Origin of the sequence: Pseudomonas sp. CP-1, from assembly GCF_021213715.1 — a bacterium.
In the GTDB taxonomy this organism is placed as follows: Bacteria; Pseudomonadota; Gammaproteobacteria; order Pseudomonadales; family Pseudomonadaceae; genus Pseudomonas; species Pseudomonas aeruginosa.
The window spans coordinates 49,111-75,225 of record NZ_JAJQKY010000007.1; the positions used below are offsets into that span (position 1 = coordinate 49,111).

Sequence of the window (26,115 nt, forward strand, 5' to 3'; positions counted from 1 at the left end):
CTTACAGGCGAACCGGCATGAGTACGAATTTCTGATGGGGGCAGTCTTTGGCCTTGATGAGCGTGCCAGAAGCAGGGCCGGAATAAAAAAGCTGCAGGTCGGTGCTGGATACAGCTTTAAAAGCTTCCTGTGCGTAGCGACTGTTGAACCCAACATCGAAAGGGGCCGCATCGAAGTCACACGGCAGCAGGTCTTCGGCTTCTGAAAGGGCATCATTCGATACAGAGACGACCTCGACCGTTTGTTGGCCAAACTTGAGGCGGACTGCCTGGGACTTAGCATCTGAGAGGAGACTGACACGAGCAACAGCGCTCGTGATCGCATCACGGTTCAAGTTGATCAGTTGACCAGTCTCTGCACGCTCAATGAGAGCGCAGTAGTTAGGAAAGGCCCCGTCGACAAGGCGGGAGGTCATGGTCCCATTGACTGCGGTAAAACTGACCAGATTGCCAGAGTGGGTTATGGTGACGTAGCCGTGGCTGGCAAAGCTGGCAACGTCCTCAAGGCAGGCGACAGGCAGAATGAACTTCATGGATGAGCTTTTCTCGATCTGGAGTTCTACCATGCCCATTCTGTGTCCGTCGGTGCCCACGAGCGTCAGCTTCCCTTCCGAGGCCTCGAACAGCAGCCCGTTCAGGTACTGACGCACATCGTTCCGCGCAACGCAAAATGCGATACCTCGGATGCCGTCCCTCAAGGAATGCGACTCGATAGTCAGTGCCGTTTGGACCTGGCCATCGGAATGCAAAGCCTTGGGGAAAGAGGACGCAGGTAGGGTGGCGATGCTGAATCGTGAACGTCCACAGGTGACAGTGGCTTTCTCCTCGCCCACGGATACAGTCACATCACGATCTACGGGAAGAGAGGAAACGATCTGTTCGAATTTGGATGCCGAGATGCAGACGGAGCCCGCTTCACGAACGATCAGGCTTGGGTCCTGCAGGTGAAGGCTCATCTGCTGGTGGCCATTGTTCGCCGTTACATTGAGGTGGCCATCCTGAACATCGATCAGGAAATTGCCGTTGATATCGCCGGCCTTCTTAGATGCGACACGACCGCACTGTTTGAGAATGGCAGCTAAAGGTGCAGCCTGGACAGTGAACTTCATGGGAGTCTCCTTCTGAAAGATGCTCCCATTTACGGCGATGCGCGGCTGTGCCAGAACCTGTACAGCATGTCCTTTCTGGCTGAAAAACGTCCATACGTGTAGAGGCCAGCTACGGACTGGAATACAGAGAGTTATCCGCCGAGTTATGCACAATTCCTGGGGAAAAAGGTCTAGTGCGAATCGCGGAGGAAGTCAGCTAACCGGCTTGCGACCTCGGTGCGATTGGCTTTGAAACTTGCCTTTTGGGTGAAGCGAGATGCGTCGACCAGCATAGAAGTGACCATCGCCCGATTCCCGGTGTTTCGGTAGTACCGCGCCACCACCAGATAAGCCCGCAAACGTGCCGAATCAGAGCTGAACTGGTAGAAGTCATCGGGTATGGGGCGGTACCCATCGATGACCTGGCCGACAAGATTGAACAGCTTCAGGTTGTCCGCAGACCTCACCCCTGGAATCCCATCAGCGGCCCTGACCAGGAAATCCCGAGCATCGAGTTTTAACCCCTGCGCCAGATAGGTGATTGCCATTTCTGTAGCTGGTTCAACCCCTGTCTCTGGGTCTTTGGCGAAAAAAGCAAGAAGGTGGTTCTGGAGAGCCGAGGATCGCTCCAGATCGCCCTGAGCGAGTAACACCTGCAGGCGAAGAAGCAAAGCATCCATGTAAGCTCGCTCATCGTCTTTGCTTAATACATCCAGGGCTTGACCAAGGGCTTTGTCATCCTTTGCCTCGGAAGAGATCTGCACGATCAGCGAAAGGGCATAGGTACGGGCGTCCTTACCATCGATCTGTTGGGCGGCGGATAGTGCATTCCGAAATCGGCCCTGCTGAGCTTCTTGGACTGCTGCGGAGGCTTCTTCCCAGTAGAACCCTTTGGCAGTGCAGGAAAACGCCTCTACTGAGGATTGAAGCGATTTCAGAGCCTCTGGGAACTGAGCTCCTGCAATTCGAACCGCAGCAGCTGCTCTCCACATAGCGTCATCACGAACCGCTCCGCTAGGAGCTTTCTGTAGGTGGGCCGAAATCAGGTCCGTGAGACATACCTTGTCAGCAGTTTTGTAACAGTACGCAGCGGGCCTATCCGTCACCCAACGAGGTTGTTCAACCGCGCACCCTCCCATGAGAATGGGGAACAGTATGACTCCCAGATTCCACACCTTCACGCTGGCAGCTCGACCTGGTGGGCAACAAGACCAGTTTCGCATGCTAAATCGTATGCTGCTTGAGCAAAGGAAGCTTGGCCATTGGTGCCCAGAAGAAAGACATGGGTGGCCTGGCTGATCGCGTTCTTCGCAAACTCTCCTGCACTTTGAACCCGAGGAAGAAACCGCAGCGGAATGTAGCGTCGTGCCGCATAAGCAGCGGATCGCATGGATACCCCGCCATCAGCCGAGACGATGACTTCGTCAGGCTGTCGCACGTTGAAGATGTGATCAAGGACCTCGTCGAAAGCAGAACTCTTCAAGGCATCAGGCGAGTCGTCCCCGGCGAGCAAGACTTTTCGCAATGGATCGCCAGAATGAAGCCGCTCGTATATCTCTTGAATCGCCTCATTCACCAGGCCCACAGGGCACTCACATCCTGGATGTGTTATGAGCGGCGCCATTGCATCTTTGTGCTGTACCAGTTGCATCCAGAGCCCTGCGCGGACCATTGGTGCTTTGATCTCATCCCAGTCCGGTCGGCGGACACCTTGGGTGATTCCTGCTGTTTCGAGGATGAAGTCATCGCGGTCCTCGATACTCAGAATGTATCGACGGTAGCCCTCGTCCAAACCGCGGAATTTCTCTGCCTCAATGAAGTGCATGAGGGAGAGATAGGTCTCCACCTGCCGTCCGTCGCTGCACATATAACCTTGAAACGGTCTGTGCTCGTATGGGTCGAAGACTGGCGGTGTTTCAAAATCCATCATTGATCATCCCCTTCAAACGATGAAGTCGTTCCCGAAAGCCTTGGACACCTGCTGCCGTCGGGTACTGCTGACACATATCCTCCGCTCGTTCCATGAGCTGTTCCAGCCGAAACGAACCGCTGAAATCTCCCCGGACTCTCTGATCCACATGCCGCAGCCATACTCCTCGGTCGCTAGGCGATAAGGCATCAGGCAGGTATCTACCAAGCATCCGGTTACCGAGATCCCGAAGTCGGCGGTCAGTGCCAGTTAAGAGGAGGTCCTGCCAGGATTTGAACCCCGAAGAATGCAGCTGGCGCATTAGGTCGAGGTCAGTTGAAGGGAAATCACCCGCCCACATTCGGTGGTCAACGTCTGCGGGCTGAGCGTTTAGCTGCAGCACCGGTTCATCCCGCAATCTGCCCACCAGGTGTTTCGCTGATGTCAGGCGCTGGATGTTCGCCTTCACTGCGGAGACATTGATGCCCAGGCGCTTAGCATCATCCGGTTGAATTGCGCTCAGCGGGGCCACGAAGGGGATTCGGGACATACTGATGTGGAAAAGCGGCGCGGAGCGGTCCCCTTTGTTTGCCCTAGACAAATGCTGTAGTGACTCCGTGGAGTCTGAGCATAAGCTTGAAAGGTCAGCCTCTAAGTCCACCATGCAAATCAGGTCGGGATAACTCACGTCAGCTGCTACTGGCATAGCGAGGATTGCTCCACGATTATCGGGGAGCGTGGGATGTACCATCACCACAGGCTTCACACTCCGCAGGTCCCAGACTTCCCCCCCATCAAGGCCCAAGAGTGCCTTGATCTGGGACGGTGAGCTGACTGTGACGGCGTGGCGGAGAAGCTTTGGGCTCGATTCCGAGATTTTGGAAAGAACCTCTTTGACCCGAAGTGCCCGGTTCTCACTGCCGAATCCCGCATCCCACATGAGAAACTGGTAGAGGCCGCCAGCTCCACCAGTAAGCGTCTCAACATTCCAAGGGCATTCTCCTGGTCGGATCAGGAGGATTGCTCGAAGTAGGACATCCAGATCGAGGAAGTGGGCAGTATCAGGTACGCCCAGGCAGGGGTACGGGAGAAGATTCCGGTAAAACGAAGCTCGAATGAATGGATCGTGCCTTGTCGTTGATCCAAAGGCTATATGGAGAGTGTTCGGTCGGGTGAATTCCGCGAAGACCCTTCTGGCCCACTCTACTTCGCTGCAACCCTGGTCGAACGCCAGTAGGGCCAGGTCACTATTCATCACAACATCAGGATCGAGGAAAACGTCGTCTCGGAGCTTGATATGGGTAGTTGAGAGGTCTACCGATCCTCGGGCTGGATAGACTGCGGAGTCAAAGCGAATAACCTGGCCCTCGGTTGGAGAGCGCCCGGCAGTGACTGTGTCGTAGAAGTGTATGGTTGGCATGAGTTCTTCACCTGGTTCGCCCTAATAGTGGGGGCCAGGTGCCCCTGAACAGCTGCCATGGTTCAACATCGAGTAGTAGGTTCCGACCAGGGCCTTCGCTGGAATGCTGGAATCTGCTCGATATACTCGGGAGGAGTCAGTTAAAGAGGTGGCACGTGTTGAATGGTGGCGGTTCCATTGCCCTGGTTTGCCTGGATGGCCGAGTGCATATTGCCTCGGTGCAGGCGGATGTGCTTGCGGTGAATTCAGTTGCAATCTGCGGGGATGAACTGGCAGGTTCCCCTGAGATTGCCTATGTGGACATTGGCGACCTGCCCCACCTTCACACGTTCACAATCTGCCCTCGCTGTACTACGGCGTATTTGCGCTCAGGATATCGGGAGCGGGTACTTGCCGCGCTCCCGGATCAGCCTGCCGACGTATCACCACAGGCTGCGCTGGAGGCCATGTATGTCTCCCACAACCAGCTCACACTTTTCTGAGTTTCGATACCTTCCCTTTCTTGCCTGTTGCCTTCGGCTGTTTCGGCGCAGGAGGAGGGAAGGGGTAACTCATCTGCTCTCCTGTGCCCAAGTTCAACACAAGCCAATGCTTGGACGTTTCACCAGTACGCAGTAGCTCCCACACGATGCCCATCCCTGCCGTGGTCACCGCACGGTTCACAAGGCAGTCCTGAGTACGAATGGACTCGGCTGCTGAGCAAGATTTGGTGTGGTCATCTTCCAACGAGGGTATTTCCGGGTAGGCGTCGAGGACATTCGGGAATCGGTCGCGCATGACTTTGTTGATACCACCGAAAACCACCTGACCATGACGGTGTCCATTCCCGAGGTCGAGCCACATGCAGTTATGTTTGACCGCTTCGCAGGCGCCGATGGCCACTCGGGCCGAGGGTAGGTCTACTGCTGAAATGATGAGATCAGCATTGCCGATAGCGTCATCAGTTGCGCGAGAGGGGAAGCGATAGGGGAGTCCCTCCCATTTCATCCCCAGCAGCAGGTTGTATCGATTGGCCAGACTGATTGCTTTGTACTGGCCGAGGTCGCAAGGCCAGAAACGCTGACGTACAAGATTCGGTTCGCGTACAACGGAGTCGTCGATGATGGTGACATGCAGGCCATGCTTGTGCCCGAGCGAAATCATGGCGTGATGGAACTGGGCGAGGCAATCCACTACTTCGCTGCCGTTCCCACCAGCCCCGATGACGACAATTCGTGGCGCGCTCGACAGCCATGAGTCTGGAGTCTTGAAGCTGATGGTTTCCGGGATCAAATTCTGAACGGCTCCCATGACTCAACCCTCCCCATTGATTGCTGCTTTGAGGGTCAGAGGCTTGCCTTTGACTTCCGTGAGCTTGAGGCAACGGTCAGGGAACTTCTTCGCTTGCTTGGCTGAAAGGTCACGGTAGAACTGCACCAACTCGTTGAAGTCCTTGATACCCTTGAGGGGGATAACCCCTCCGCCGTGGGTATTCGTGCTCTCCAAGACAAAACGCTGCCAGATGGGAATGTTCTCGATCAGGATTTCTCGCGGCAGATTGACGTTACCTGAGCAGAATGTGCCGTTGTTATAGGTGTTGCCCAGCGGAGCGAAGTGCAGTTCAGTTTCCGGCGTCGGACGGCTCTTGCCTTTGTAGGCATAGCAGCGCAGTACACCGCCAGCCAAGTAAATGAGGCCGGGGATTGGTGCTTTGATAATCTCGCCACGGAACGGGATTTCCAGCACCTGGGGCGCGGTGTACCACACCAATTTGTTGCGGCCCCGCACCAGCAGGTTCTCAGGCAGGAACTCGATGCTGGGTTCTTCTTCCCGAAGGAGGTCGATCAACACCTCTTTGTCCAGGCTCGAAAAGGCTCGGCCAGCACCAAGGGTGAAGGTTTTCCCACCCTCCAGAGGCAAGACCTCATGGCTGGTGATATCAAGTCGATGGGTTTCGACGTGGCGATGGATGAGCATGGCGCGGCATTCGACTTTTTCACTGAGCATGATCGTTCCTTAGAGAGCTTGGGTAAGGCGGCTGAGCAGCGATACGCACTGCTTGGTTTTGTCCAGTATCGTCACGGTCTGCTGTGCCAGAAGCTCTCCATCCAGTGGAAGCGCCAAATGCAGGTCGCCCACACCGCTCACCCGGTCATCGAATCCGTTGCAGGCTTCATCTTCGAGCGTGCTGTACTCACCATGAATCGTCACAACTAGCGTCTCGAACACACCTACCCCTTCCTCGGCTGAGCCCTGGAGGTCGTGCTCACTGATTGCTCGGCTGCCCTCTACTGCGTACCGATGGCAAAGCTCAAATGCGTCCTTGATCACTTCCAGAACAGGCTTGAACGGGCTGCCAGAGTTGATGGAGTCCTGAACCTGTCCAATCAACTCTTGAATTTCCACTGGGTGGTTGGAGTCCTCCCCATGCGTCAAGGTGAAATGGGTGCGTCGAGTCAGGTTGTCCATTTCTTTCAACTGATACGCGACCCCCTCGATGAAGTCTTCATCGCGGTCGTCACCCTCGATCCCCATTGCCCATGCCTCAAAGGGGAATTGTTCCTCTGGTGTCTCCAGCAGATAGGCGGTCAACTCTTCAGGGGAAGAGTTCTGAATGCGTTCTTTGATCGCACCATATGCATCCGCCAACCCATGATTGTCGTAGCTGTAAACGCCCATGAAGCTGGAAGGCGTGTGGAAATGAACAAGGTAAGTGGACATGGCGTCCAGTGCTTTGAACAGGAAGACTGCTACCTGACGGAATTCCTCGCAATCCTCTGATGGCAAGGTCAACTCGTACCGGTTGAAATACTTGGCGCTGATGATGAACTTCGCCCCCTGAACGCCGAGGTAGAGCCAATCCTTTACATCCGGGCAATCGGCTGTAGCCAGATCAACAAGGCTTTGTTCCACCTTCTGTATGAGGTGGTAGGCGCAGTTGGGGCCTAGGGCGACCAAGTCCTCTACCGACTCAGCAGTGAAGAGTCCTGCTTCGATGCACGCCAGCGTGGTTTGCGCTGCGGGTTGGAGTTCGTACGCTGGGGTTCCAATGAGCTTGGTACGTCGCTTGACTCCAGGAATCAGCCCGACCTTTGAGAACCCAATTCGGGATTCAATGGCCCCGATCACCTCGTTGGTGACCAGGTGCAAGCCATAGTCGTTTGGATAGGCGTTGAGCCAATCCAACTCCTTGTCACTGATCAGGCCGCCTTCATGCGCATCAAGACAGAAGGCAGCATGGCTCTTGCGATCTACAAGGTGGCTGTATTCGCCAAAAGCGCGGCTATGGGCCTCCCGCATGGCCGTGGTGACCTGCGGGAGAGCCAGAGGGCTCAGCGCGGAACTTGGGAATTGATAGTTCCGGGAGAAGCTGGAGAGTTCAAGAGCGCCCATAGCCGCCTCAACTGTTCGTTGGATAGATCGTGGTCGGGGTTGGTCGGGACGGAGCGGGCGGAGGAATCTCCGTCCGCCCACGCCATGAGGGTGGAGAGGGCGTCCTTAACCCTTGTCTCCGAAGCTGGCTTCACGGAATTCATAGACATAGCGGTCGCCCTCAGAGATAGGTTCAACAATCTTGGCGCCTACCAGTCGTGGGAACTGGCGGCTGTAGTGCTTCAGCACGTCGCTCGGCTCCATGCTCGGATCGGGATCGTCCAAGTCGCGCCCGGCATAACGGAACACTCGGTCCAGGGTGACGATTGCGATGCTCATCGTGTCGCTCCTCAGAATCGTTCAGCGAGATTGGCGAAGGGGGCGGGAGCCGCCGCTTGGGACGGAGCTGGGGAGGCGGACGGCTTGGTTGCCGGCTCAGAGCCACTTTCCAGATCGGAATCGTCGCTATCGTCCTCTGCTGCAGCGCTGTTCCCTTTCGCGGCGGTGGGTGCGCTAGGAGCAGGCTTCGATGCTTGCACTGCCGCCTCGCTCAGCTTGCGGATTTCGTCCAGGGCGGACATGCCGTGGTTCACTACTTCCGCATGACTGCGGACACGCTCGAACAGCGCGGTTTCCACTTCTTCCGGGGTGCCCGACAGCATCATCGGCTTGGCGATGGCTGCGCGCAGTTTGATCTCGGCTTCGGAAGCCTTTGCAGGGGTGGGGCCGATGTTTGCACTCAGCACCACTTTCACACGGCCTCCTTCGAGGCCGGAGACGTCGATGTTGATGCGTTTGTTGCTGTCGGTCAGCGCCTGGCTGATAGCGGTGAAGAAGGTGTTCATTTGAGCGGCTCCTTGGTTTCGATGAGGTTATTGTTAGGCCGAGCGACGTGTGCCAGAACCGGCCTGAACAGAAATCTCAAATGCTTCGGGGAGATACCCGGCCCAAGAGAATTCTTTGAATTCCAGTACCGCTTTGATCAGGGTGTCTGTTTTCTCGGTCGAGAGCTTGACGAAAGCCTTGTCGCCGTGGACCTCGTTGTACTTCGCCTCGAATCCCGAGCGCTTGCAGTCCGCGATAATTCCCGCTTTCACCAGAGATTTGAGGTAGTTCTCGCTCATCTGGAAATGTTCAACCGGCTGCATGCCTTCATGTTTGATGTAGGCAATCGACTGACTACCCGGCAGCGACTTCTCGAAAGAGTCGGCGCTATCGTTACGGAAGGTGGTGCAGGAGGCGAGATTGGTCAGCAGCTCCAGCAGCTCTGATTCCTCCAGCTTGGCCAGTTCTACCTCCACATTGCAGCGGCTGCTGTCCAGCATGGCTTCAGGCATGCCCAGCTTCTTCTTGATCCGGTTGGCCAGCTCGTGAGGCAAGCTGCTGCGCATCTCCAGGTACATGCTGACGACGGCGATGGCCAAGGCGAGTCTGCGATTGCCTTGAACTGCCTTGGAACCCATTTGGCCATAGAGGTTGAATGCCTCACGGCGAATGGACTTTTTCAACGCCTGCGGTTGTGCAGGCTTGTCCTTGCTCTTGCCCGCAGCTTGTTTCGATGCCGGAGTGGTGGCCGAGGCAGTTTTGGACAGCGGTTCAGTCGAGCGATTGTTAGCCGGCTCATGGGTGTTTTGCTGCCCAGCCGCTTCTGCGAGTGCGGCCTTGTAGGCTTCACGCATGTCCTTGTTGCAGTTACGGTCGAAGCAGTAGCCTCCTGCAACGGTCCCTTCGTGACCCGCTGTGGTACTCACGACGGCCCCATAGTTGGAGCAGGACAGGCAGGCCGTGATCTGGCTATCACCAACGCCATTCGGCCCTTTCGCTTCCAGTTGGACATAGCCGTCCTTTGGCAGTGTCAGGTCGGTATGCACTACCCCGAACTCGTCACGGGCCTCGATGAGTTTGACCTCGATCAGTTGGCTAGCTTTCTGATTCCAGCAGGTGGCGTTCTGGCATTTGGCACCGGCTACTGAGGTATCGAACAGGTCCACGTAAGCAGCCGAGTTGTGGCGGCATGACGCGCAGTCCTTGGTATCGAAGCGAGCGGACGAGATATCGCGGGCAATCGTAAAGAGACGGTCCTGGGTGTCTTTAACCGTCAGGTTTTGATCGATGATCTTGGCCAGGATGGGCGCCTGCTCGCTTTCCACCAGACGGCACAGCAATTCAGCGTGGCCGATCTTAATTTGACCTTGCAGCAGAGCATCGCGGACTTCCGGGCAGGCGCGGGAAAGCATGATCCGACTATCGAGGCGGGTACGGGACCAGCCAAGCAGCTTCATCACCTCCGCGTGATCGTTGCCACAGTCAGCCAGAACAACAACGGCATGCTGTGCTTCTTCAATCGGGGTCAAATCCGCACGTTGCATGTTCTCGATGGCCGCGATGATCCGTGCTTGAGCCTCAGTGAGGTCACGGATGATCGCTGGGATTGTCAGGAGTTCCAGATCGACGGAAGCCTGCCAGCGGGTGTTGCCTGCGACTACCTCATAGTCGAACTCGGGCTCATCAACCGGGCGGATGATGATCGGCTGCTGTACCCCATGCTGACGGATGCTCTCTTTGATCTGAGAGTAGAGAGCGGTGTTCCGGCCCTTACGGGGATCGACTGTAGGGTTGCGGCGAATGCGGGCAACAGCTACATGCTGCATATCGGCCTGTTCTGCGGAGGCTGCGTCTTGGGTGGGGATGTGCTGAATCACGGCGGTCATGGTGAGTGCCTCTGTGTGTTTGCGATGGGCAAACTTTCAGGGGTATCGGTGTGTGGCAGAACCGGGCCGCAATTATTTTCCGCAGGGCAGGGCCTAGCGGCTTGGGCTTTGATGTCCCCGCTTCCAAACCGATATGGAGGGTTGAACTTATCGGCGGCTGGATGGATTCCGTTGCATGAACTCGGGAAGGGTGACGCCTGAGAACGCTTCCTCATCGAGGAGCGGGAAATCGTCTATTCGCTTCCGGATGTGCTCGCCCCAACGATTTATCGCGGCCATCTGCTTTGGAGTGAGCATCCAGAAACGGTGGAGGTGCGTTTGCATCTGCTCCAGGAACTCGCGTCGATCCTTATTCGTGTGCTGAACCGCCTCCACAAGCCAGTGGTTGAGGCCAATGCAGCGTTTGACGTTGATTGGGCTCAGGACCGATTTGTTGGCCGCCGCGTTACGCATAGCGCCGCCGATCTGCTTGCGGAGATCATCTTCGATCTCTCCGCTTTGTTTGTACTCGTCGTGAGCCAGCTTCAACACCTTCGATACAGCGAACTTGAAGCCGTTCATTGCTTCACATCGGAGGCGAACGTATTGCACTACCTCGTCTATGGGCGGGAGAGGAGGGCGTTGTGGGCTAGAGGTTGGTGAACTTCCAGCCCCTATCTCTGGAGCTGGACTTGCCGGTGTTGGGGCCGATTCGTTGTGCTGCGCTGGTTCGTCAGCCACAACCAGTAGGGCCAGGCGCGATACATCAAGCAGCCGCTCTTCCGGCTGCCCCAGATGCTTCTTAGCGCAGCTGGGGCCAGCGAAAGCTTCGGTACCGACCTCATCGGTGATGACGATGCCCTTTTCACTGTGCAATGGCCGACGACAAAAAGTGCAAATGGCCAGGGGAGGGAGGAAGTCTCTACGCAAATAGCTCCAAGTCATCTCGATTCCCTCCCGTTTAGGTCAGCGCTGCATTTTGAGCAAGACGGTCCATTTGCCGTCTATGACCATTGGCTTGGTCTTGTTGGGCTGCAGCCGAACAGTGTCAGACAAGGCGGTGTTCGTCAGCTTGACCTCCTGATTGGTCCCGCACTTGAGTTTTGCGCCGTCATTGATGGCGCTGAGAGCGGAAACCATCCCCAACACCTCGATCGGCTGTTCAGTTCCTTCGATCGGAAGCGAACGCAGCTTCAGCACCAGTCCCGTCTTGTATTCACCATCACGGCAGATTTCGCGCTTCGTCGCCGGGTCGACAAATGCAGCGTGGTAGCGATGAGAATCACGGATGTCCAGCTCGTGAGCTTGGCCGTCGAACGGCACAATGAACACCTCCGGCTCATTGGTACCCACGATGACAGAGACTTGAGCTTGGCTTGCCTCGGCACTGCCAGCAATTACAAGAAGCAAGGGGAGAAGTCGCTTGATCACTGAGGTCCTCACAGTTTTTCAGCAAAGGTGCGGGTGATGAGACGCCAGGCCGCTTGTTCCATGAACGAGTCATGGTCCAGCTGGTCTTTGGGGGTTGCTTTCAGGTCTTCGGCTGAGACCACCAATACTTCCACCTGGGCAGGTCCCCAGCTGGTAATTGGTGCCAACCCATAGCCATCCTTCAGGATGTTGTAGAGGAATTCCTCCTTGCCTACCGGGTACTCGATGCGGATGAAGCTTGGGTGCAAACTCTCGTAGTAGCCCAGGATGTACTCCAGAAGCTCATTGGCAGTCAGTTTGCTGAACGGGCAAGCCAGTGCTTTACCTTCAAATTGCAGAACCGACTTTGTCGCCGCAGCGAGTTGGGTCATAGGGCCTCCGCAGACACAGTCACCCGAATCGGATCAACTGTCCCGAAGTCATACCGAACGACCTCACCACTCTCGCCGGCAAACCGAATATTCAAGCGATCCAACCGGATCAGTGGATTGGTGCTGCTGTTCAGGTCAGCCTGCGGTACGTACATCCGATCCACCCCGAGGCAGAAGCTGATCGTGTTGTCCGAGATCTGAGGGCTTGCAGCACGGATGAAGAATCCTTCGGGGTAATGGAAAAGTTCGCCTGTTTTCACCAGCCCATTTGTGTCGACACCCAGCAGCCAAGACCGCTCCTTCTGAAAGTCTTTCATGACTACCTGATGCCCATTGTTCGAAGGCAGAACGAAGTCCAGGTCCTGACCGTGGCTCGAATCCGAGCCGCTATGGAGATTCACTTTCAGCCGGAAGCCAGTCATTTGCTTCAGCCCGGTCGGTTGATACGGCTCCCCATCCCGCCAAAATTTGGGGCACTGATCCGAAGGACCATCAGTACGCTCGACAACCTGGACAGTCCCGGAGTGAGCCTTCGATTCGTAACTGTAGGAGGTCTCTTGCAACTCCTTGTTAGCGCAACCCGACAAGGCTACGGCCAGAGCAGCGAGAGGAACGAGCGTGATGATTCGCATAGTGGTCCTTTTCGAGTGCCAGGGCGGAATTGCCCGCTCCTGGATTGTTGGTTTCCGAAACCAGAACGATTTTAACGATCCAGCATATGGATTCACGCCAAAACGCGGGCTTGAAATCCAGGCTTGCTGATTGGCTTGAATGCGGCTGACGGGCTGTCAGAGTCGGAGTTTTCCGTAGAGGAGGGGACATGAGCACTCCGCAAGAAATGGCCTGGCTCACGACGATTTCTGTGCCCACGGTGCAAGCTGGAGAGAAGTATGTGCGCCTTACAGGACTACCCGATAACCGTAGGAAGGACGCTTGGAAGACGATCACGAGTAACCATCCTGGGTTAGCGGATCTCCTTCGGTCACCTGAGCTAAAGGAAGTCGTCGCGTTCTTCGACGCAGACATTTACGTCGATGCGGAGGTGGTGCCTGCTTTGCCGGCGGAGCCACTCAAAGGGCGAAAGCAGGCCGTACCCTAAAACGGTCTTGCCAACTCATCCTTGAGCGCGTTGAAGCGAGCTCGACGTTCTTCAGGGGTCAGTGAAGCCTCCTCCCCATCTTCATTGGGTATGAGATTTCCTATATCGAGCTGAGCTGTAGGCGCGGGAACGTCAGGGAGTGACACCTCTGGAGGACTCTCCCCGAATTGCTTCATCAGCAATTGTATCGCGGCATGTAAGTCCTTCTGTCCTTCGAGACTTTGGCAACCTGCGAGTTGATGACAGAGGTTGTCGATGGATTGCCTGATTTCATCTGGCGATGGCATCTCACTCTGCAGCCATTGCTGAGCTTGACCTAGAGCGTTCATTGGGGCGACACCTGGCTGGGCCGGGCAAGCATTGCTCGGATGTTCTGAATTGCCTTGGCTTTCTCCTCCATGGTCAAAGGTGGAGTTGGTTGAACGTCAGGACAAAGCGGGGACAGATCTATCACCGAGGCCGTCGTCACGGCCGCTTTGTCGGTTTGGGCACCCTGGTGCTCTTCCGGTGCTTGGTACAGATCGAACATTTCACCGCCAGCGTCCACGTACCCTTCAATCAGTGCCTCGAGAGCTGTTCGACCGTCCTGCGGGTCGATCGACTTATCCTTCTGGGTTTTCTTGACCAGCCTCAAATGAGCGTCCTGGATTTCCTCGAGAGTTCGTGGAGCAGAAAGCCAGGTCTTTGCCCGGCTGGTGAGGGAGTTCTGGCTGTTGTTGGGCATGTGGTTCACCTCCTGAATTGGTAGGTGGATTCCCTCATGATGCTGCTTGTGCCAGAACCCTCAAGACAAAGGAAATATAAGGAAAAAGGAAGAATATAGGAGAGACTCGTAAATCCCTTTAGAAACAAGGGGTTGAGCGAAGAATCGTGAGGCAAACCTGCCTAGAATCATGAGCCAATCCTCACTATGCTTGGTCGGCCTCAAGAGAATCGTGGACCAAACCTTCACTGTATAGAATCGAATCGTGGAGCAGACCTGACTATGCCATCCCGAAACGTGGAGGAAACCTGAGTAGCCGAGCGGCTTTATCGACCCTAGCCCTGTAGATAAGTACCCCATAAAACCCCTGAGTGGAGCAAACCTCAGTACAACCGTGGAGTGAACCTGACTACTGGATAAACCGGTTAGGACGGATTATCCCGGTTGAGCGGATCAGGAATCGATCGCTGGAGCAGTGGGGATCGTGGAGTAAACCTCAGTATCTTTCGGTGGGCCCCCACGCTGGGAAATTTATCCGGTTGGTTACTGCATACGTGATGCTGCCGAGAAAGAAGGGGAATCGTGGGCGAAACCTGAGTAGTAGGAGCCTTCATTAGCGCAGGGTATCGAGCTACATACCCGGTACTGGACCGTGGGGTAAGCCTCGGCGCCGCCGGCGGAAGGGGTAAAGGGCATGACTCAAATCGTGGACGAAGGCTGAGTGTATGCCGGAGGCTGACCGGGACCTGAATCATGGACGGAAGCTTCGTGCGCACCGTTGGCCGGGCCGCGGGCCCAGATCCAGATCATGGGCGAAGCCTCGGTGCTGGCGGCGGCCGAGATACAGGTCATGGTCCAGATCGTGGACGAAGCCGCGGTGTACGCCGGGGGCTGGTTGCGGGCCGGGGCCAGAATCATGGACGGAGCCTTCGTGTGCGACGTTGGCCTGGCGCGGGTCCAGGCCAATATCGTGGGGTGAACCTCAGTGTGTCCCGGGGCTGGCCCGTAAGGCTGACCAAACATCAATCGTGGACTAAACCTCAGTGCTCGATGAGTCCGGAAGTGATGGTGGATCAAAACCAGGAGTGGGAGAAAGGAGGAATCATGTTCCAAACCTCAATAGGGATGCACTAAGGTTTGGCTACCAACTAACGTGGCCAGTCATTCGACCTGGCTCAGAACCCATCGACCAGTCGGTAATGTGTTTGAGACCGGCAAGCGTCGAACCTGGAGCCATAACAACCGGTCTGACTGACCCTATCCCAATGTTGACGAGGTGAAGTACCGAGCCCAATCGCTCGAGCAATTTGCGTATGCCTCGGGTACCGATCCTGCGTCGTGAGCTTCTCCAGTCCGTCTCTGATAATGCGCGATCATTGCACATGCTCAGGATTGCATATCGGGCCTGCTCCAAGACCATCTTGGCCTCAGGGACCTCTAGGCACATTTCATACACCGCAACCCGACAAGCAGTGTCGAGGCAAAGCCATCCCGCTTCATTGAACAGCCGCTCTGAGGTACAAGTCGGATGAGTAGGAGACATTTCCTTATGGCTCCATTCCCCTTCCATGGAATTGAACTGTGGTGTTGCGTAGAGGGCGGACGGCCATTCACTGTCCACGCGGCCATATACGTAGCCTGGTCCGGTGTACTGGACAACTGTGTAGTAGTCCTGAATACGCTCGATCAGTAGGGCTGTCGCCCTACGGACATGGTCTGCAGTGACCTCGTCCACCAATCCAAACTGAGCGCGAATCTTCTTGCGGTTTAAAGGTGCTAGTGCCCCACATTCACGAGCACTAGCAATTGTTTGTGCGGGGGATGGCGCGGCCGACATCTACTTACCTCCTGAGCGATAGGCAGATTGTCTAAGAGAAGAATTGGTGCCAGAAGGTCGTTCCCAGGGGAAGAAACGTGGACTAAACCTGAGTAGTGGAAGGTCCAGCGGAGGTGCCGGCAGGTGAGCTGCCGGCAGACGACAGGTCAACGCGCCCGCTTTGCCATCAACTGGATTTCTCGACGAGCTTCCGCTTGGTGCCCTTTGATGATAGTGGAAACAAACTCATTAGTAGGCCAGAGTTTGTAGGTATAGTCTTTTGCTCCTTTCCCTTTTGATTTGGCAATTTTGGTGTGTTCGTAACGCTGGATAGCCTTCTCTTTAACTAACTGCTCCAACGCAATGTTCATTGCGCGAAAGTCTTCCGGCATGCGGTTTGAAAGTCCTCGGGCCGTGTTAGATAAGAAATCTACCAGTGAAAAAGTATACGGATGGCTTGGAGATGCGTTTCGCCATTTGAAGGAAAGCATCCTGTATAGGACACGAGCAATGCCATTCGTAAGCCCCATGGATGTTGTGTATTGATAAAGCCGGTAATCACCATTTGCGATGCTTCTTGAAATAAGCGGGTGAAGAACAGCTTTGCAAAGCACTGAACTCTCAGGGTCGTCATCCGGAGAGGGCTGCACGTATGCGGAGCTTCTTTTATTTCTACTACGAATAGCTAGGAAAGGAAGGTAGGTCGATTTAATGTCAATCACCTCGCCATCCGCCGTCCGAGTCTGGATAGTAAGAGGAGCTTCGCTGAGGATTTCTAAGGCTTCCCGGAGCTCTGCGTACGTATAAGTATGCTTCTGCGACTGAAGCTCTTTCTGTAGTTCATAAAGAGTAAATTGAACAGAGCACTCAGCCTCGTTAAATTTGGCATTGCCTTGAGTTGAAAATTTGCGAAGTGCCTCTTCAACGAACTCCTCACGAGCGCCGGGGAAAACACCAACATCTTCTACTTGCTTAGATAGCTTGCCATCCACCTTGAGCCGTTTCTGCATTGGAACGGCTTTAAGAATTACACGAAACGGCTCCCCGTTAATCGTACCTTCCTTAACAATAGTCATTTCGGCGACTGAACGTACAGTCTTCCCAGACCATGCGAACCGTGGAAGCGCATCGTAAATGCTCACCAGATTTCCCAGATCGTTATCATCAAGAGTGATCTGGTATGCCGAGAACAAGGGCAGGGTTGATGATGCCGCAGGCTCCTGGATTCTTTTTCCAGTAGCTTTGCTTCTGATGCTATTCAAACGGGCTACGACTCCCGTTTCTTTCCTCGAGAGGGATTGCGAATTACAATCGAGGCCTGTGAGCAAGTCGTTCTGTGATTCGATTACATCCATAGCGGCATGCCATTTACTACAACAGGAAGGGGTACAAAATGGTTTCGAAAGTCCAGCAGGTTGCAGCGATTGAAGCTCAGATCCAGGATCTTCAAAAGCAACGAGAAGAGATCATCAACAGCCCTGGATACCAATCCGAGGCCGAGTTCAACGGCAAGCTGAATGAGCTCCTTGGCTCCTACGGAAAAGGCTTGAAGGACGTCATCGCCATTCTTGATCCAGACCGGCGAGCGCCAGAGAAAGTCGATCGCAAAGGTGCTCGTCGTGCTCGCACGCTGAAGCGCTTCAAGAATCCTCACACCGGGGAAGTGGTTGAAACCAAAGGTGGTAACCACAAAACCCTGAAGGAGTGGAAGGAGAAGTGGGGCGCCGATACTGTCAAGGGCTGGGCACAGTAAGCTGCCAGTGACCGAGGGGCCAATTGAGGCCCCTTTTTCATTTCCCTTCACGGCGTTGCTCGATCGATCAGCGTCAGCACCCTGAAGGTGCAATCTGATACGCCTTCCGGTGCACTTAATGCGAGATCAACCGCTTTTTTGAACTCGACAGCATGGGAGCGCTGTGTGTCCAGCATGCGCGAGATGTCGATGTACTGATCCGCCGTTATCTCGTCCTTAGGAGAGCAAATGTGATAGCCCCCTTCGATGGTGACGTCCGACAGCCTTTTCGCCGCCGTGGAGATGTCGAACTTGGCGGGGGCCTTCAGAAAATCCTCCTGAATTGAAGCCTTCACGATCTCATCGCTCGACTCTGTGGAGGTGGTTACCGGCAACGCGCCTGGCGTTGTGTGGCTGTACTGAATCGCACCAATCGTAGCCGCGATAGAGGCTGCGAAACTCACGATGAGTATCAGTCGTTTGTGGGGGATTACCTGCTTCACATGCTGATCCGGCAAATGATGACTGGCCGAGATTAACCAGTGGGCGGATGATTCCAAGTCAAAACGCAGTCCTGAAATCCGCCCCCCCTCTTTGCTGGTACCAGGACTATTCAGTCGTTAAGGTGAGTCATGGATCAACCACCAAAGAAGGTGCCCTATGCTCATCCTGACCCGTACCGTCGGCGAGACCATCAACATCGGTGATGACATCACTGTAACCGTGGTGGCTAACAATCAAGGTCACATTCGCTTGGGGATCAATGCCCCGAAAGATGTGCCAGTCCATCGCGAAGAGATCTATCAGCGTATCCAGGAAGAAAATGTTGCTCGGTAATCTGATGCGTTCTTATCTCATCATCTGGGCAGCTCTGGTGTCTGGGTGCGCCGCGGGTTGGATTCAGAGCCCGAGCTCAACCACACGTAACCTGGTCGAGGACCTCAAATTAGAGGGGTTCGTCTGCAAGGCGAAGTGGTCAGCGATAGAGTGCCGCCAGGAAACGCCATACGTGAAGAAGGCCCCCAAGATATGCACATCGGAAAAAGGGTGTGTAGAGCAGCCGGGTGAGCTGATTACCAACGTCTACTTGATCGAACAAGACGCCTATGGCATCCCAGCCGTAAGGCAGTGGGTGGAATCTGAGCCCTCACCAAATTGAAGAAATACGACAAAAAAGCCCGGCTCACTGCCGGGCTTTTTCCATCATGCAAGACGCCAAATCAGCGATACGGGTATCTGAGGAGAGGTGTTCCTCGTGCCACCGGCCATGCTCATCACATACGGCCCGAATGATCGAGAGCCTAAGCGGCGCACCCTCCGGCTGCATCGTGATTGTGAGTGCTCGGGGGCCAACCATCTGATCAGTATCAGGGGCCAGGCGAAAGCTGATTCGCAACGAATCTGCTGTGTCCCCGGCAAGGATGGTTCCGCGGTAATACCGACCCAGTTGCTTTGACAGGATGTTGAATAGCGGTACCGCGACTGTCGTTTTCCAGTCAGCTGCAGCACGATGCTCTCGATCAAGGTTGTCCCTTCGATGACGAGCAAGGCTTAGCCGGGTTTCCAGCCGACCACCTGAACGACGGGTGGATGATTCCAACCGTCGAATCTGGGTGTCGAGCTGAAGTGCATGTGACTGACGGCGCTCAACGCTATCGTTATAGCGATGAAGGAGTGCAGAGACTTTCAATTTCCCCTCGCAGCCGCGCGGATAGGAGGCGCGACAGTAAATGTGCGGACCCGTCAAAATGATCAAGTACGCATCGATTTTAAGTTGCTATTTGTCGGCAGTATTCACCGCCTTGTTGATGTAGGCGGTCAGCCCTGGCAGGTCCTCCGACATTGCATACACATCACGGTTAAGCCCCTTCATGTTGAACCGACCGTAGACTTTGCCGCCGGCGGGCATTTTGAGTGGGTTGGTCAGTGTGGCCATAGCCGTCACCTTGACCTTCTGTGGTTCCTTTTCCAGAACACATTCGCCAGCTTTCTCCAGGGCCGTGGCGGAGGCTTGGAAGTAGGACTGGAACGCATTCTGTCCGCCACCCTTCATCGCAAGCGTGCTCCCTTCGTAAAGCAGGAAAAGCGACTCCGGAGATTTGCAGAGAATAGCCTCTACACGCAGTTCCGAAGAAACCGGGTTCTTGAACTCAAGCAGATCCGCCGCGCCGGCTGCCATGGGACTAAGAGTCAAAAGTGCGGCAAAGGCCGCGCGCATGTTCATAGGAAATCGAATCCGCTGGTGGGTAGAAATGGGACGATGCAACCGCTGTGGCAGCGGTAGACGGTTGGGGAATAGCCAAGCTGCTTCGCTTGCTCAGCAGCTGAAAATGGACTGTTGGTATGCTCCAGCTCCAGGAGTTCTACTGAGTTTTCGGTTTGATGCCAGAGCTTGAAGTAGACCGAGCCACGCTGATCGTCCTTCGTGCTGCTATCCATCAGCATGACGAGGGCACACCGAGGGAAGCGCTCGATGGGAGCTGACATAGCGTAGGCAGCTGAGAAGTTCTGGACTGTCTCGATCCACGGGTAGGTGACCTCGCCGAAAGCGATATCGATCAGATCCTGTGCCGTGCAGTCCCAAGGCAAGTAGAAGTAGGTGATCTCACAGTCGTCGTGCGGCGTGGCGGACGGTTTGCATGCCATGAATTTGGCACCCACCATCACAGGAAAAACCGGCATGTCGGTGACACCCCTTGCCAGAGGTTTGAACCAAATAATCGAGGATTGATTACCACGCTCAAGCCTCAGTTCGAGCATGTCCGGTTCTGCCTCTTTCCACTCGGTGACATCGATACCGGTGAAATTGAATAAGACCTTCAGTCCTTGAACCACCTGGTTCCAGGCGATGATTTCCGTGCGACCTTTGGAAATGATCTCAAGCGCAGGCCGAGCGCACAGGTTTCTGGTGACGTCTTGAGTCATGGACTCTTAATCCTCATCGTTGGTAAGGGCCCGCTTTGCCACTAGAGCAGAGACCGGGTCCTTGGTAGCGCTTTCGATGTCAGCCAGTGCCTTACGCAGATCCCTGATGCGAGACTCGTCGAGGTCAGAACGCTGATCACCTGCTGCGGTATGGGCAGCTAGCAGAAGGTCCAGTACCTGCTCCATCGCTAGGGTGTCAGGTAGCTCGTCGGTACCGAGATGGTTCATTGCGAACTGCTTGGGGCTGAACATTCAGTGCTCCTGGAAAAATGCCCATCGATCGATGGGCATTCTAGGTTAGACGCCTTGCGGAACCTCGATACCGCCTAGTGCCTCGAAGAGTGCTGGTAGGAACTCGGCGAAAGTCAGCATCATCAAGGTGAAGCTGGCATCAAATTGGGCTAAGGCATCCTCGCCGCCGTCTTGTTCTGCTTGATCCTGCAGGAGATCTTCAAACCGGAGACGCTTGATAGCCATCTTGTCGTCAAGGATGAAAGACAGCTTATCCGACCAGGCCAGCGCCAGCTGGGTGACCAACTTTCCCGCGGACAGGTGAAGTTGGATTTCCTCGCTGGTCAAATCCTGAGCTTTGCATTTGACCGAGCCACCGTCTTCATGGGTATCTCGAAGCTCGCAGTCACTCAGGACATGGAAGTCACCGGCTGCCTTCTGAGTTTTAACCCAGTCAGTGAGGGTAGCGCTTGGGGCGACCTTGACGCTGACCGGGCGCACCGGGAGGGACCCGAGGACCTCGCGGAGTGTGGAAAGGAGGTCCTCCGCCTTTTTTGCGCTGGAGGTATCAACCAGGATCAGCCCCAGACTTGGAGCAATTGCCGCGAACGTGGTGGAGCGGCGCACAAACGCGCGTGGCAAGAAAGCCTGGATGATGTCGTCCTTCAGCTGATCACGTTCCTTCTTGTAGACCTTCCGGCACTGCGCAGTCTCGATTTCCTCGACCTTCTCTTTGACCGCATCGTTTACCACGCTGCCGGGAAGGATGCGTTCTTCCTTCTTCGCCGCTACCAGGAAAAAGCCCTGACTCGCGTGCACGAGCGGCGCATCAGGCCCTTTTCCCAGAGGGGCGGTAAAGCCGTAGGTAGTGAGTTCCTGATTCTCACAGGGGCGAGCAGGCTTGCCTTTCAATGCCTGTTCGAGAACCTCCGCGGTGAGTTGCAGGTCCTGGGTAAGGGAGTACGCAAGCAGATGCTTAAACCACATGGGGTTGCCTCATTATCAGGGGAGGCAGCCAGAGTAACGATGGCACTGATCAGTTCAACTCAACCAACGTGGCTGGAATTCTCATCAGTGCCGCCACGTAGCCATCGACAGGCTAAATTTTGGCCGCGTCGAGTTTCGCTTCTGCAAGGGAGGGGTGCCGATCGACTCTTCCTGATAAATGCTTCAGGACCCAATGAGGTCGGTTAAGCCCGCCGCCATTTTCCTTGAGAGCAGCCTTGTCGACGTAGTAGATGGTGGCTACACACGGGCCATCCTTTGTCACGTGGTAGCTTTTCTTTCCATTGATCACTCGATCAGTCATGAAAGTGATGCGAGCCATGTGAACTCCCGGTCAGGTAAGAAGGGTCAAGTCAGCGAGTACACCATTTGCGGCTTGCGGGCCGATGGCCTGTGACAGCCACTGCACCCGCTCGAATACCGTACGGTTGCAGATAGTGGCTCCGGTCTGACCGACCAGGCCCAGGATCACATCAGTCAAAAGGCTATCGATGTCGACATCATCATTTCGTGTCGCCAACTGAGCTTTCTGATACTCATCAATGGTGGCCTGGCTCCAGATCAACGACAGAGGTCGATTGTCCTCGAGCATTACCCAAAGAGAGACCTCGCGAATCATCGCTTTGCCGAAACTGCTTACTGCATGATTCGTGGCCATCTCGAGCTCACCGAGAATGTCCAGCGCAGCGTCGGGGCCCCGATGGGTCAGCACCCAACTGATCTGGCTCAACACCCCCTCATTGAGGGAGCTAGTTACCGACCGCTCGAGCTGGGTATGGATCGTCTCGTCCAGCCGGTCGGCATCGACCTGCAGACCAAAGAAGGACGGATCACTGCCGTGCTCAGCGCAGCTGAGCAAGGTCTCAGCGACACCCAGTTCCCGGGTACTGACTTCGTTGACCTTGATGGAAAAGTCAGCCAGAAATTGCATCAAGGCATGGTGAATCAGGTCACCAGGCACCTTTTGGTCCCCCAGGACGTCAACCGTAAACGTCGAACTGGTGGTTTTTGCCAGTGTCATCTCGGTGTCCTTCAGTGCACGGTGATGGTGGTGGAGGTGGAGGTAAGTTCGTTGTTGATTTGGATTGCTTCGAAGCGCATGCCGAACTTGGCCTCTGGGTCTTCGATCGCCTGGACCAGGTAGCCAGTCATGTGTGTCCGCGCGAAGTCCATCATGGCCACTGCAATATCGGTGCTGGCGTATTGAACGGTTGGGCCATTTGGGGTGCTGAGGGTGATCATGCTCTTGAATTCCTATTCGCTGTACCGCTGGCGGAGTGCCTTTGGGTTGTGCTCATTTTGTCGCGATGCGGGCGTGCCAGAAGGGGGCCTGTAACTGCAGCGAAAGGCCGATGAGCGCAATCGGTAACCAGGTGGGAGGAGTTTTGCTCTCCCAGGTTCGGACCGTTCGGACGTGAACACCTAGGTGACATGCCAGCTCGGCCTGCTCGAGGTTCAAGTAACCGCGGGCTGAAATGAGGTCCTCGGCAGTGAGCGCCGACACTGCGCTGCGAAGCACCAGGGTTGTAGGAATCCCCAGGCAGGCCAGGTGTAGCCAGTTGGGTTGGTTCCCTTTCTCCCAGTCGATTACGGTGGTTCGATGAACCCCCAGAATCTCGGCTACCTGTTGCTGGCTCAGCCGAAACGCCTCACGGAGTGCAGCCAGGTCTATAGGCGTTACTAACGGGCGACTCGGAGTGCTCATGCTGCAGCCCTCAAGCTCTGGCCAGGGAACTTGCGTAGGTACTCAACCAGGTCTGAAGGTCTTGCAGCATCATTCAGCGGCATGAACCAAACCCGCCGTACTCGTATTGCTGGATCGAATAGACCATCCGGCCCGGGAGGCATATCAGCAGAGGGTGGGGCTACCCTGAGCATCACCTTCAGGGTTGGAGATCCCTTGCATTCAAATATTCCGATTGAGAGCCCAACGTCTGGAATGTAAGCGCCGGAACGTGGCTCGTAGTAGTTCTGGACTACAGCCAACCCATCTTGAAAAGCCGAATGGAGACGGAATCCGAAATCAAGGAGTTGACCTGCAACCTCCTCGGCCGCGATCGCGACCAGACCGGCGGTTACTCCGCCATACTTCAGATCTGGGTGACCACTCCCCAAGAGATGCTGGATCACCTGGTGATTGACAGTGGATGTGGTCATTTCGATACCTCGAAGTTCTTGAGGATCGACTCCACAGCTCGAATGACTGCTTTGCTGATCAGTCGAGCGTCTCCGCCAGCGATACGGCCCTCTCGCTGGATGCGCTTGATCCTTTTGGCGACGAATGCCTGCTGTGCTTCCTCATCGTCGGCCTTCAGTCCTGGTGTTCTCGGCAGATCCATAAGCTTGAACGACCAGGTCGAATCAAGCTTTCGTCCTTCGAAGATCGAGATCTGGAAGGTTGAGCCATCCAACACCACCTGGGCCTTGAAGGTATCGTCCGCGGCAACCCTTGCCGATGTCAGATGCAGCTTCTTCTGCTCCAAGTAGGATGCGAGCCGACCCGTGAGTACGTCTTTCACATACTCCGGGGCGCGTTCCGGCAGCCGGGAAATTGGGGCATAGCGGAAACCCGGCCGACGGAGACCTTGTCGTCCATCCTCGCTTTCATAGAGTTCAGTGTGTCCGGTACGGATTGCGAAATCGATCAGACTTCGCCAGGTCGTGATCCCCTGGGAGAGCACGCGGTCGTCAACCACCATGTCACCAAGTTCTGCGCCGGCGCTGCGTTTACTTGGCGCTTGGACCTGGTCGTCCTCTTCAGCGCGAACCAGCGCTGGAGATCTGCTGTTGATGGAAACGTGAGTAGGTAGCTGAAAGCTGAAATCCAGGGCCATCTGTGGGGCCCGGACAATAGAGCGTGTGTTTTTCATGCTGGTGCACTCCTCTGAAGATGGCTCCATTGGAAGTGCAGGTTTCGAGTGGCAGAAGCGGCGTGCCTCAAAAATCTACGAATTCTTGGTACGCCGCCCAGGGAGTGTCATTCGATCAGAGGTGGATTTCGGAGTGGACGGTTGTGATCCGACCACGCGAACGCATATACGGCAGCCAGACACGCACAATGCCAAGCAGGTTCGTCAAGACGAAGCAAAGGTTGAGTAGGAGAATCCCGTAAGCGCCTACGATTAGGCCGTAGCTGCACAAGGCCAGGCTTGAGATCAAAAACAACCACCATCCCCAAGGGGATAAGCGAACGTTACTAGCGATCAACGCCGCCCCGGTGATTCCGCAAATCGTACCCACCCACTCGAAGATTTCGTTCATGGCTTCATGCTTGTCTGCAGTTGATTGACTCGCGGGGCTGAGATCCATAGGAGCCAGCTTGAGTGTCCCGCTCCCGAGTTGTAGGAGCAGGATGTGGTCCTAAGAGGTGTGCCAGAACCTGTTAGTTGGAGGCTGGAACTGGCACAGTTTTGAGCTCTTCGAGGCGCTTCAGGATGGCGATTGCCTCATCAGAGGTAGCGGGATTGGCATATGCGGACATGAAGCTGTCGAGCAAGGAGCGCAGCATCCCGCCGGTGCCCTCATTACGAATTACGGACATGAGGCAAAACTGCTCCAAAGGGACCGAGTCGACATTACTGAGGAAGTCTTCACCGACGGTGTTCCCGACGTCATTCATCAGGATGCGGAGGATGTGATCAGGACCTTCCACATTGCCTTCACTGTCGCCGGGAACATCCACGAATGATAGGAAGCGGCCTGAGGTGTGGCCGTGAGGGGTGTTGCGTAGCGCATTCAGATGCTGATCGATGCGCTCATTGAGGGTCGAGCCTCTGTTGGTCATGGTGTATCTCTCATTCACGATACGCCAAGGCTATCAGCCGAAATGCTGCGGTAGTAGCGAAAGCAGTGGGGCGCGCAGATGCGAAGCCCAACTACAACCAAAGACGCATTGGATCGATTTCAACGGCCCGAACTGGCAAGGCCTTGAGCTGGTCAAGTCGTTGTTGCCTTGCTGCTTGATCCTCAGCAGTCATCTCGGACTTGAGTTGCATTTTTTCTGCTGGGGCGTCCGTAGCGGTACCCACGAGCACGTAACCGCGTGCAAGCCTTTTTTTGCAAGCTGCCTCGAATGCCTCAAGAGCCGCGAAGTAGGAGCTCTGGGACTTCACAACCCGTTGAGTTCCGGCTGTCCCAGTACGGCCATAATGCGAGAGGACCACCCAACCACCCGAGGTGGAATTGAGCATCAAGGTGTAGAACTTATTGGAGCTACCTTGCTGACAAAGGTAGTTGTGGGTCTGATTCAGGCTCATGCGGGCTCCCGTTGCATGGGAGTGATGATCCTTCGTTCAGTGAGGTGCCAGAAGCTCGGCTTGGAATGGAGACTCCCGGCTGAGTATCC

Annotated in this window: 35 protein-coding genes; 5 read left to right on the forward strand and 30 right to left on the reverse strand. The window is 55.4% G+C overall.

Translation table 11 applies throughout. From position 1 onward, the window contains the following. Position 1 precedes the first annotated feature (1 nt). The 4 genes from dnaN to LT948_RS15535 form a co-directional block, all read right to left on the reverse strand. Positions 2 to 1,108 carry a DNA polymerase III subunit beta gene (dnaN, locus tag LT948_RS15520; RefSeq protein WP_232197089.1) on the reverse strand — a complete coding sequence of 369 codons (1,107 nt, stop codon included), beginning with the start codon at positions 1,106 to 1,108 and terminating at the stop codon, positions 2 to 4. A gap of 170 nt (positions 1,109 to 1,278) precedes the next feature. Next, positions 1,279 to 2,079 (reverse strand): hypothetical protein, encoded by an 801-nt coding sequence (locus LT948_RS15525; RefSeq protein WP_057382972.1) that lies wholly within the window; start codon positions 2,077 to 2,079, stop codon positions 1,279 to 1,281. Between the two features lie 185 nt (positions 2,080 to 2,264). Further along, positions 2,265 to 3,017: a hypothetical protein gene (locus LT948_RS15530; RefSeq protein WP_232197090.1), complete on the reverse strand. Its 753-nt coding sequence runs from the start codon at positions 3,015 to 3,017 to the stop codon at positions 2,265 to 2,267. Then, positions 3,004 to 4,416, reverse strand: coding sequence for a hypothetical protein (locus LT948_RS15535; protein ID WP_123085494.1), 1,413 nt, complete (start codon positions 4,414 to 4,416; stop codon positions 3,004 to 3,006). The genes LT948_RS15530 and LT948_RS15535 overlap by 14 nt, the downstream gene beginning before the upstream one ends. Before the next feature lie 155 nt (positions 4,417 to 4,571). Between LT948_RS15535 and LT948_RS15540 the strand changes: the two genes are divergently transcribed. Further along, positions 4,572 to 4,898, forward strand: a complete 327-nt coding sequence (locus LT948_RS15540; RefSeq protein WP_123085493.1) for a hypothetical protein — start codon at positions 4,572 to 4,574, stop codon at positions 4,896 to 4,898. Here LT948_RS15540 and LT948_RS15545 read toward each other — a convergent pair. From LT948_RS15545 to LT948_RS15590, 10 genes are all read right to left on the reverse strand, one after another. Then, positions 4,885 to 5,706, reverse strand: a complete 822-nt coding sequence (locus LT948_RS15545) for a PRTRC system ThiF family protein (protein ID WP_123085492.1) — start codon at positions 5,704 to 5,706, stop codon at positions 4,885 to 4,887. The genes LT948_RS15540 and LT948_RS15545 overlap by 14 nt on opposite strands. A gap of 3 nt (positions 5,707 to 5,709) precedes the next feature. Further along, a complete protein-coding gene (locus tag LT948_RS15550; RefSeq protein ID WP_172688469.1) occupies positions 5,710 to 6,402 on the reverse strand; it encodes a hypothetical protein in 693 nt (230 codons plus the stop codon). Positions 6,403 to 6,411: 9 nt separating this feature from the next. Next, a complete protein-coding gene (locus LT948_RS15555) occupies positions 6,412 to 7,788 on the reverse strand; it encodes a hypothetical protein (protein ID WP_232197091.1) in 1,377 nt (458 codons plus the stop codon). A 105-nt stretch (positions 7,789 to 7,893) separates the two neighbouring features. Further along, positions 7,894 to 8,106 (reverse strand): PRTRC system protein C, encoded by a 213-nt coding sequence (locus LT948_RS15560; RefSeq protein ID WP_010792614.1) that lies wholly within the window; start codon positions 8,104 to 8,106, stop codon positions 7,894 to 7,896. A gap of 11 nt (positions 8,107 to 8,117) precedes the next feature. Beyond that, a complete protein-coding gene (locus LT948_RS15565; RefSeq protein WP_010792615.1) occupies positions 8,118 to 8,612 on the reverse strand; it encodes a PRTRC system protein E in 495 nt (164 codons plus the stop codon). A gap of 33 nt (positions 8,613 to 8,645) precedes the next feature. Next, positions 8,646 to 10,478, reverse strand: coding sequence for a PRTRC system ParB family protein (locus LT948_RS15570; RefSeq protein WP_010792616.1), 1,833 nt, complete (start codon positions 10,476 to 10,478; stop codon positions 8,646 to 8,648). Between the two features lie 147 nt (positions 10,479 to 10,625). Beyond that, a complete protein-coding gene (locus LT948_RS15575; protein WP_038405153.1) occupies positions 10,626 to 11,039 on the reverse strand; it encodes a hypothetical protein in 414 nt (137 codons plus the stop codon). 384 nt (positions 11,040 to 11,423) lie between these two features. Further along, positions 11,424 to 11,888: a hypothetical protein gene (locus LT948_RS15580; protein ID WP_010792618.1), complete on the reverse strand. Its 465-nt coding sequence runs from the start codon at positions 11,886 to 11,888 to the stop codon at positions 11,424 to 11,426. A gap of 8 nt (positions 11,889 to 11,896) precedes the next feature. Continuing rightward, positions 11,897 to 12,259 carry a hypothetical protein gene (locus LT948_RS15585; protein ID WP_010792619.1) on the reverse strand — a complete coding sequence of 121 codons (363 nt, stop codon included), beginning with the start codon at positions 12,257 to 12,259 and terminating at the stop codon, positions 11,897 to 11,899. Further along, positions 12,256 to 12,891 carry a hypothetical protein gene (locus LT948_RS15590; protein ID WP_010792620.1) on the reverse strand — a complete coding sequence of 212 codons (636 nt, stop codon included), beginning with the start codon at positions 12,889 to 12,891 and terminating at the stop codon, positions 12,256 to 12,258. The genes LT948_RS15585 and LT948_RS15590 overlap by 4 nt, the downstream gene beginning before the upstream one ends. A gap of 188 nt (positions 12,892 to 13,079) precedes the next feature. Here LT948_RS15590 and LT948_RS15595 point away from each other — a divergent pair, with 188 nt between their 5' ends. Further along, positions 13,080 to 13,358, forward strand: coding sequence for a hypothetical protein (locus LT948_RS15595; RefSeq protein ID WP_010792621.1), 279 nt, complete (start codon positions 13,080 to 13,082; stop codon positions 13,356 to 13,358). Here LT948_RS15595 and LT948_RS15600 read toward each other — a convergent pair. Together LT948_RS15600 and LT948_RS15605 are read right to left on the reverse strand one after the other, a co-directional pair. Further along, entirely contained in the window at positions 13,355 to 13,687 is a 333-nt protein-coding gene (locus LT948_RS15600) for a hypothetical protein (protein ID WP_021018441.1), read from the reverse strand. The two genes, LT948_RS15595 and LT948_RS15600, sit on opposite strands and share 4 nt — an antisense overlap. Continuing rightward, positions 13,684 to 14,082, reverse strand: a complete 399-nt coding sequence (locus LT948_RS15605; RefSeq protein ID WP_019484869.1) for a hypothetical protein — start codon at positions 14,080 to 14,082, stop codon at positions 13,684 to 13,686. The genes LT948_RS15600 and LT948_RS15605 overlap by 4 nt, the downstream gene beginning before the upstream one ends. Before the next feature lie 787 nt (positions 14,083 to 14,869). Here LT948_RS15605 and LT948_RS15610 point away from each other — a divergent pair. Continuing rightward, on the forward strand, positions 14,870 to 15,040 hold the full coding sequence (locus LT948_RS15610) for a hypothetical protein (RefSeq protein ID WP_153274580.1): 171 nt from the start codon (positions 14,870 to 14,872) through the stop codon (positions 15,038 to 15,040). Positions 15,041 to 16,044: 1,004 nt separating this feature from the next. On the opposite strand, the gene LT948_RS15615 is transcribed toward LT948_RS15610, so the two are convergent. Further along, entirely contained in the window at positions 16,045 to 17,139 is a 1,095-nt protein-coding gene (locus LT948_RS15615; RefSeq protein WP_155362354.1) for a replication protein, read from the reverse strand. A gap of 131 nt (positions 17,140 to 17,270) precedes the next feature. Between LT948_RS15615 and LT948_RS15620 the strand changes: the two genes are divergently transcribed. Continuing rightward, the gene (locus LT948_RS15620) at positions 17,271 to 17,630 is read left to right on the forward strand and encodes a histone-like nucleoid-structuring protein, MvaT/MvaU family (protein ID WP_010792626.1); all 360 of its coding nucleotides are present in this window, start codon (positions 17,271 to 17,273) and stop codon (positions 17,628 to 17,630) included. A 47-nt stretch (positions 17,631 to 17,677) separates the two neighbouring features. Here LT948_RS15620 and LT948_RS15625 read toward each other — a convergent pair whose 3' ends face one another. After that, the gene (locus LT948_RS15625; RefSeq protein WP_010792689.1) at positions 17,678 to 18,112 is read right to left on the reverse strand and encodes a hypothetical protein; all 435 of its coding nucleotides are present in this window, start codon (positions 18,110 to 18,112) and stop codon (positions 17,678 to 17,680) included. Between the two features lie 157 nt (positions 18,113 to 18,269). On the opposite strand from LT948_RS15625, the gene csrA reads away from it, so the two are divergent. Next, the gene (csrA, locus tag LT948_RS15630) at positions 18,270 to 18,446 is read left to right on the forward strand and encodes a carbon storage regulator CsrA (protein ID WP_010792690.1); all 177 of its coding nucleotides are present in this window, start codon (positions 18,270 to 18,272) and stop codon (positions 18,444 to 18,446) included. Between the two features lie 940 nt (positions 18,447 to 19,386). On the opposite strand, the gene LT948_RS15635 is transcribed toward csrA, so the two are convergent. The 12 genes from LT948_RS15635 to LT948_RS15685 all read right to left on the reverse strand — a co-directional run bounded on the left by LT948_RS15635 (position 19,387) and on the right by LT948_RS15685 (position 26,026). Continuing rightward, complete coding sequence (locus LT948_RS15635) at positions 19,387 to 19,833, reverse strand: hypothetical protein (RefSeq protein ID WP_010792692.1); 447 nt, start codon at positions 19,831 to 19,833, stop codon at positions 19,387 to 19,389. Continuing rightward, entirely contained in the window at positions 19,830 to 20,534 is a 705-nt protein-coding gene (locus tag LT948_RS15640; protein WP_010792693.1) for a hypothetical protein, read from the reverse strand. The genes LT948_RS15635 and LT948_RS15640 overlap by 4 nt, the downstream gene beginning before the upstream one ends. A gap of 6 nt (positions 20,535 to 20,540) precedes the next feature. Then, a complete protein-coding gene (locus tag LT948_RS15645) occupies positions 20,541 to 20,786 on the reverse strand; it encodes a hypothetical protein (protein ID WP_010792694.1) in 246 nt (81 codons plus the stop codon). A gap of 45 nt (positions 20,787 to 20,831) precedes the next feature. Then, positions 20,832 to 21,752, reverse strand: coding sequence for a recombination-associated protein RdgC (gene rdgC / locus LT948_RS15650; protein WP_010792695.1), 921 nt, complete (start codon positions 21,750 to 21,752; stop codon positions 20,832 to 20,834). 112 nt (positions 21,753 to 21,864) lie between these two features. Beyond that, complete coding sequence (locus LT948_RS15655) at positions 21,865 to 22,092, reverse strand: hypothetical protein (RefSeq protein WP_010792696.1); 228 nt, start codon at positions 22,090 to 22,092, stop codon at positions 21,865 to 21,867. Between the two features lie 12 nt (positions 22,093 to 22,104). Further along, positions 22,105 to 22,791, reverse strand: coding sequence for a hypothetical protein (locus tag LT948_RS15660; RefSeq protein WP_010792697.1), 687 nt, complete (start codon positions 22,789 to 22,791; stop codon positions 22,105 to 22,107). Between the two features lie 11 nt (positions 22,792 to 22,802). Continuing rightward, a complete protein-coding gene (locus LT948_RS15665; RefSeq protein WP_010792698.1) occupies positions 22,803 to 23,012 on the reverse strand; it encodes a hypothetical protein in 210 nt (69 codons plus the stop codon). A 52-nt stretch (positions 23,013 to 23,064) separates the two neighbouring features. Then, positions 23,065 to 23,475, reverse strand: a complete 411-nt coding sequence (locus tag LT948_RS33340) for a helix-turn-helix transcriptional regulator (protein ID WP_010792699.1) — start codon at positions 23,473 to 23,475, stop codon at positions 23,065 to 23,067. After that, a complete protein-coding gene (locus tag LT948_RS15670) occupies positions 23,472 to 23,927 on the reverse strand; it encodes a hypothetical protein (RefSeq protein WP_019437999.1) in 456 nt (151 codons plus the stop codon). Before LT948_RS15670 ends, LT948_RS33340 begins: the two co-directional genes overlap by 4 nt. Then, a complete protein-coding gene (locus tag LT948_RS15675) occupies positions 23,924 to 24,640 on the reverse strand; it encodes a hypothetical protein (protein WP_010792700.1) in 717 nt (238 codons plus the stop codon). Before LT948_RS15675 ends, LT948_RS15670 begins: the two co-directional genes overlap by 4 nt. Positions 24,641 to 25,152: 512 nt before the next feature. Beyond that, complete coding sequence (locus LT948_RS15680) at positions 25,153 to 25,554, reverse strand: hypothetical protein (protein ID WP_010792702.1); 402 nt, start codon at positions 25,552 to 25,554, stop codon at positions 25,153 to 25,155. A gap of 91 nt (positions 25,555 to 25,645) precedes the next feature. Continuing rightward, a complete protein-coding gene (locus LT948_RS15685) occupies positions 25,646 to 26,026 on the reverse strand; it encodes a WGR domain-containing protein (RefSeq protein ID WP_019438002.1) in 381 nt (126 codons plus the stop codon). Positions 26,027 to 26,115: the final 89 nt, after the last annotated feature.

What these genes read in the sequence shown, in the direction of transcription:
- dnaN (WP_232197089.1), bottom strand. Translation starts at nt 1,108, where the DNA reads ATGAAGTTCACTGTCCAGGCTGCACCTTTAGCTGCCATTCTCAAACAG.
- LT948_RS15525 (WP_057382972.1), bottom strand. Translation starts at nt 2,079, where the DNA reads ATGTGGAGAGCAGCTGCTGCGGTTCGAATTGCAGGAGCTCAGTTCCCA.
- LT948_RS15530 (WP_232197090.1), bottom strand. Translation starts at nt 3,017, where the DNA reads ATGATGGATTTTGAAACACCGCCAGTCTTCGACCCATACGAGCACAGA.
- LT948_RS15535 (WP_123085494.1), bottom strand. Translation starts at nt 4,416, where the DNA reads ATGCCAACCATACACTTCTACGACACAGTCACTGCCGGGCGCTCTCCA.
- LT948_RS15545 (WP_123085492.1), bottom strand. Translation starts at nt 5,706, where the DNA reads ATGGGAGCCGTTCAGAATTTGATCCCGGAAACCATCAGCTTCAAGACT.
- LT948_RS15550 (WP_172688469.1), bottom strand. Translation starts at nt 6,402, where the DNA reads ATGCTCAGTGAAAAAGTCGAATGCCGCGCCATGCTCATCCATCGCCAC.
- LT948_RS15555 (WP_232197091.1), bottom strand. Translation starts at nt 7,788, where the DNA reads ATGGGCGCTCTTGAACTCTCCAGCTTCTCCCGGAACTATCAATTCCCA.
- LT948_RS15560 (WP_010792614.1), bottom strand. Translation starts at nt 8,106, where the DNA reads ATGAGCATCGCAATCGTCACCCTGGACCGAGTGTTCCGTTATGCCGGG.
- LT948_RS15565 (WP_010792615.1), bottom strand. Translation starts at nt 8,612, where the DNA reads ATGAACACCTTCTTCACCGCTATCAGCCAGGCGCTGACCGACAGCAAC.
- LT948_RS15570 (WP_010792616.1), bottom strand. Translation starts at nt 10,478, where the DNA reads ATGACCGCCGTGATTCAGCACATCCCCACCCAAGACGCAGCCTCCGCA.
- LT948_RS15575 (WP_038405153.1), bottom strand. Translation starts at nt 11,039, where the DNA reads ATGAACGGCTTCAAGTTCGCTGTATCGAAGGTGTTGAAGCTGGCTCAC.
- LT948_RS15585 (WP_010792619.1), bottom strand. Translation starts at nt 12,259, where the DNA reads ATGACCCAACTCGCTGCGGCGACAAAGTCGGTTCTGCAATTTGAAGGT.
- LT948_RS15590 (WP_010792620.1), bottom strand. Translation starts at nt 12,891, where the DNA reads ATGCGAATCATCACGCTCGTTCCTCTCGCTGCTCTGGCCGTAGCCTTG.
- LT948_RS15595 (WP_010792621.1), top strand. Translation starts at nt 13,080, where the DNA reads ATGAGCACTCCGCAAGAAATGGCCTGGCTCACGACGATTTCTGTGCCC.
- LT948_RS15600 (WP_021018441.1), bottom strand. Translation starts at nt 13,687, where the DNA reads ATGAACGCTCTAGGTCAAGCTCAGCAATGGCTGCAGAGTGAGATGCCA.
- LT948_RS15605 (WP_019484869.1), bottom strand. Translation starts at nt 14,082, where the DNA reads ATGCCCAACAACAGCCAGAACTCCCTCACCAGCCGGGCAAAGACCTGG.
- LT948_RS15610 (WP_153274580.1), top strand. Translation starts at nt 14,870, where the DNA reads ATGGGCGAAGCCTCGGTGCTGGCGGCGGCCGAGATACAGGTCATGGTC.
- LT948_RS15620 (WP_010792626.1), top strand. Translation starts at nt 17,271, where the DNA reads ATGGTTTCGAAAGTCCAGCAGGTTGCAGCGATTGAAGCTCAGATCCAG.
- csrA (WP_010792690.1), top strand. Translation starts at nt 18,270, where the DNA reads ATGCTCATCCTGACCCGTACCGTCGGCGAGACCATCAACATCGGTGAT.
- LT948_RS15635 (WP_010792692.1), bottom strand. Translation starts at nt 19,833, where the DNA reads ATGAACATGCGCGCGGCCTTTGCCGCACTTTTGACTCTTAGTCCCATG.
- LT948_RS15640 (WP_010792693.1), bottom strand. Translation starts at nt 20,534, where the DNA reads ATGACTCAAGACGTCACCAGAAACCTGTGCGCTCGGCCTGCGCTTGAG.
- LT948_RS15645 (WP_010792694.1), bottom strand. Translation starts at nt 20,786, where the DNA reads ATGTTCAGCCCCAAGCAGTTCGCAATGAACCATCTCGGTACCGACGAG.
- rdgC (WP_010792695.1), bottom strand. Translation starts at nt 21,752, where the DNA reads ATGTGGTTTAAGCATCTGCTTGCGTACTCCCTTACCCAGGACCTGCAA.
- LT948_RS15655 (WP_010792696.1), bottom strand. Translation starts at nt 22,092, where the DNA reads ATGGCTCGCATCACTTTCATGACTGATCGAGTGATCAATGGAAAGAAA.
- LT948_RS15660 (WP_010792697.1), bottom strand. Translation starts at nt 22,791, where the DNA reads ATGACACTGGCAAAAACCACCAGTTCGACGTTTACGGTTGACGTCCTG.
- LT948_RS15665 (WP_010792698.1), bottom strand. Translation starts at nt 23,012, where the DNA reads ATGATCACCCTCAGCACCCCAAATGGCCCAACCGTTCAATACGCCAGC.
- LT948_RS33340 (WP_010792699.1), bottom strand. Translation starts at nt 23,475, where the DNA reads ATGAGCACTCCGAGTCGCCCGTTAGTAACGCCTATAGACCTGGCTGCA.
- LT948_RS15670 (WP_019437999.1), bottom strand. Translation starts at nt 23,927, where the DNA reads ATGACCACATCCACTGTCAATCACCAGGTGATCCAGCATCTCTTGGGG.
- LT948_RS15675 (WP_010792700.1), bottom strand. Translation starts at nt 24,640, where the DNA reads ATGAAAAACACACGCTCTATTGTCCGGGCCCCACAGATGGCCCTGGAT.
- LT948_RS15680 (WP_010792702.1), bottom strand. Translation starts at nt 25,554, where the DNA reads ATGACCAACAGAGGCTCGACCCTCAATGAGCGCATCGATCAGCATCTG.
- LT948_RS15685 (WP_019438002.1), bottom strand. Translation starts at nt 26,026, where the DNA reads ATGAGCCTGAATCAGACCCACAACTACCTTTGTCAGCAAGGTAGCTCC.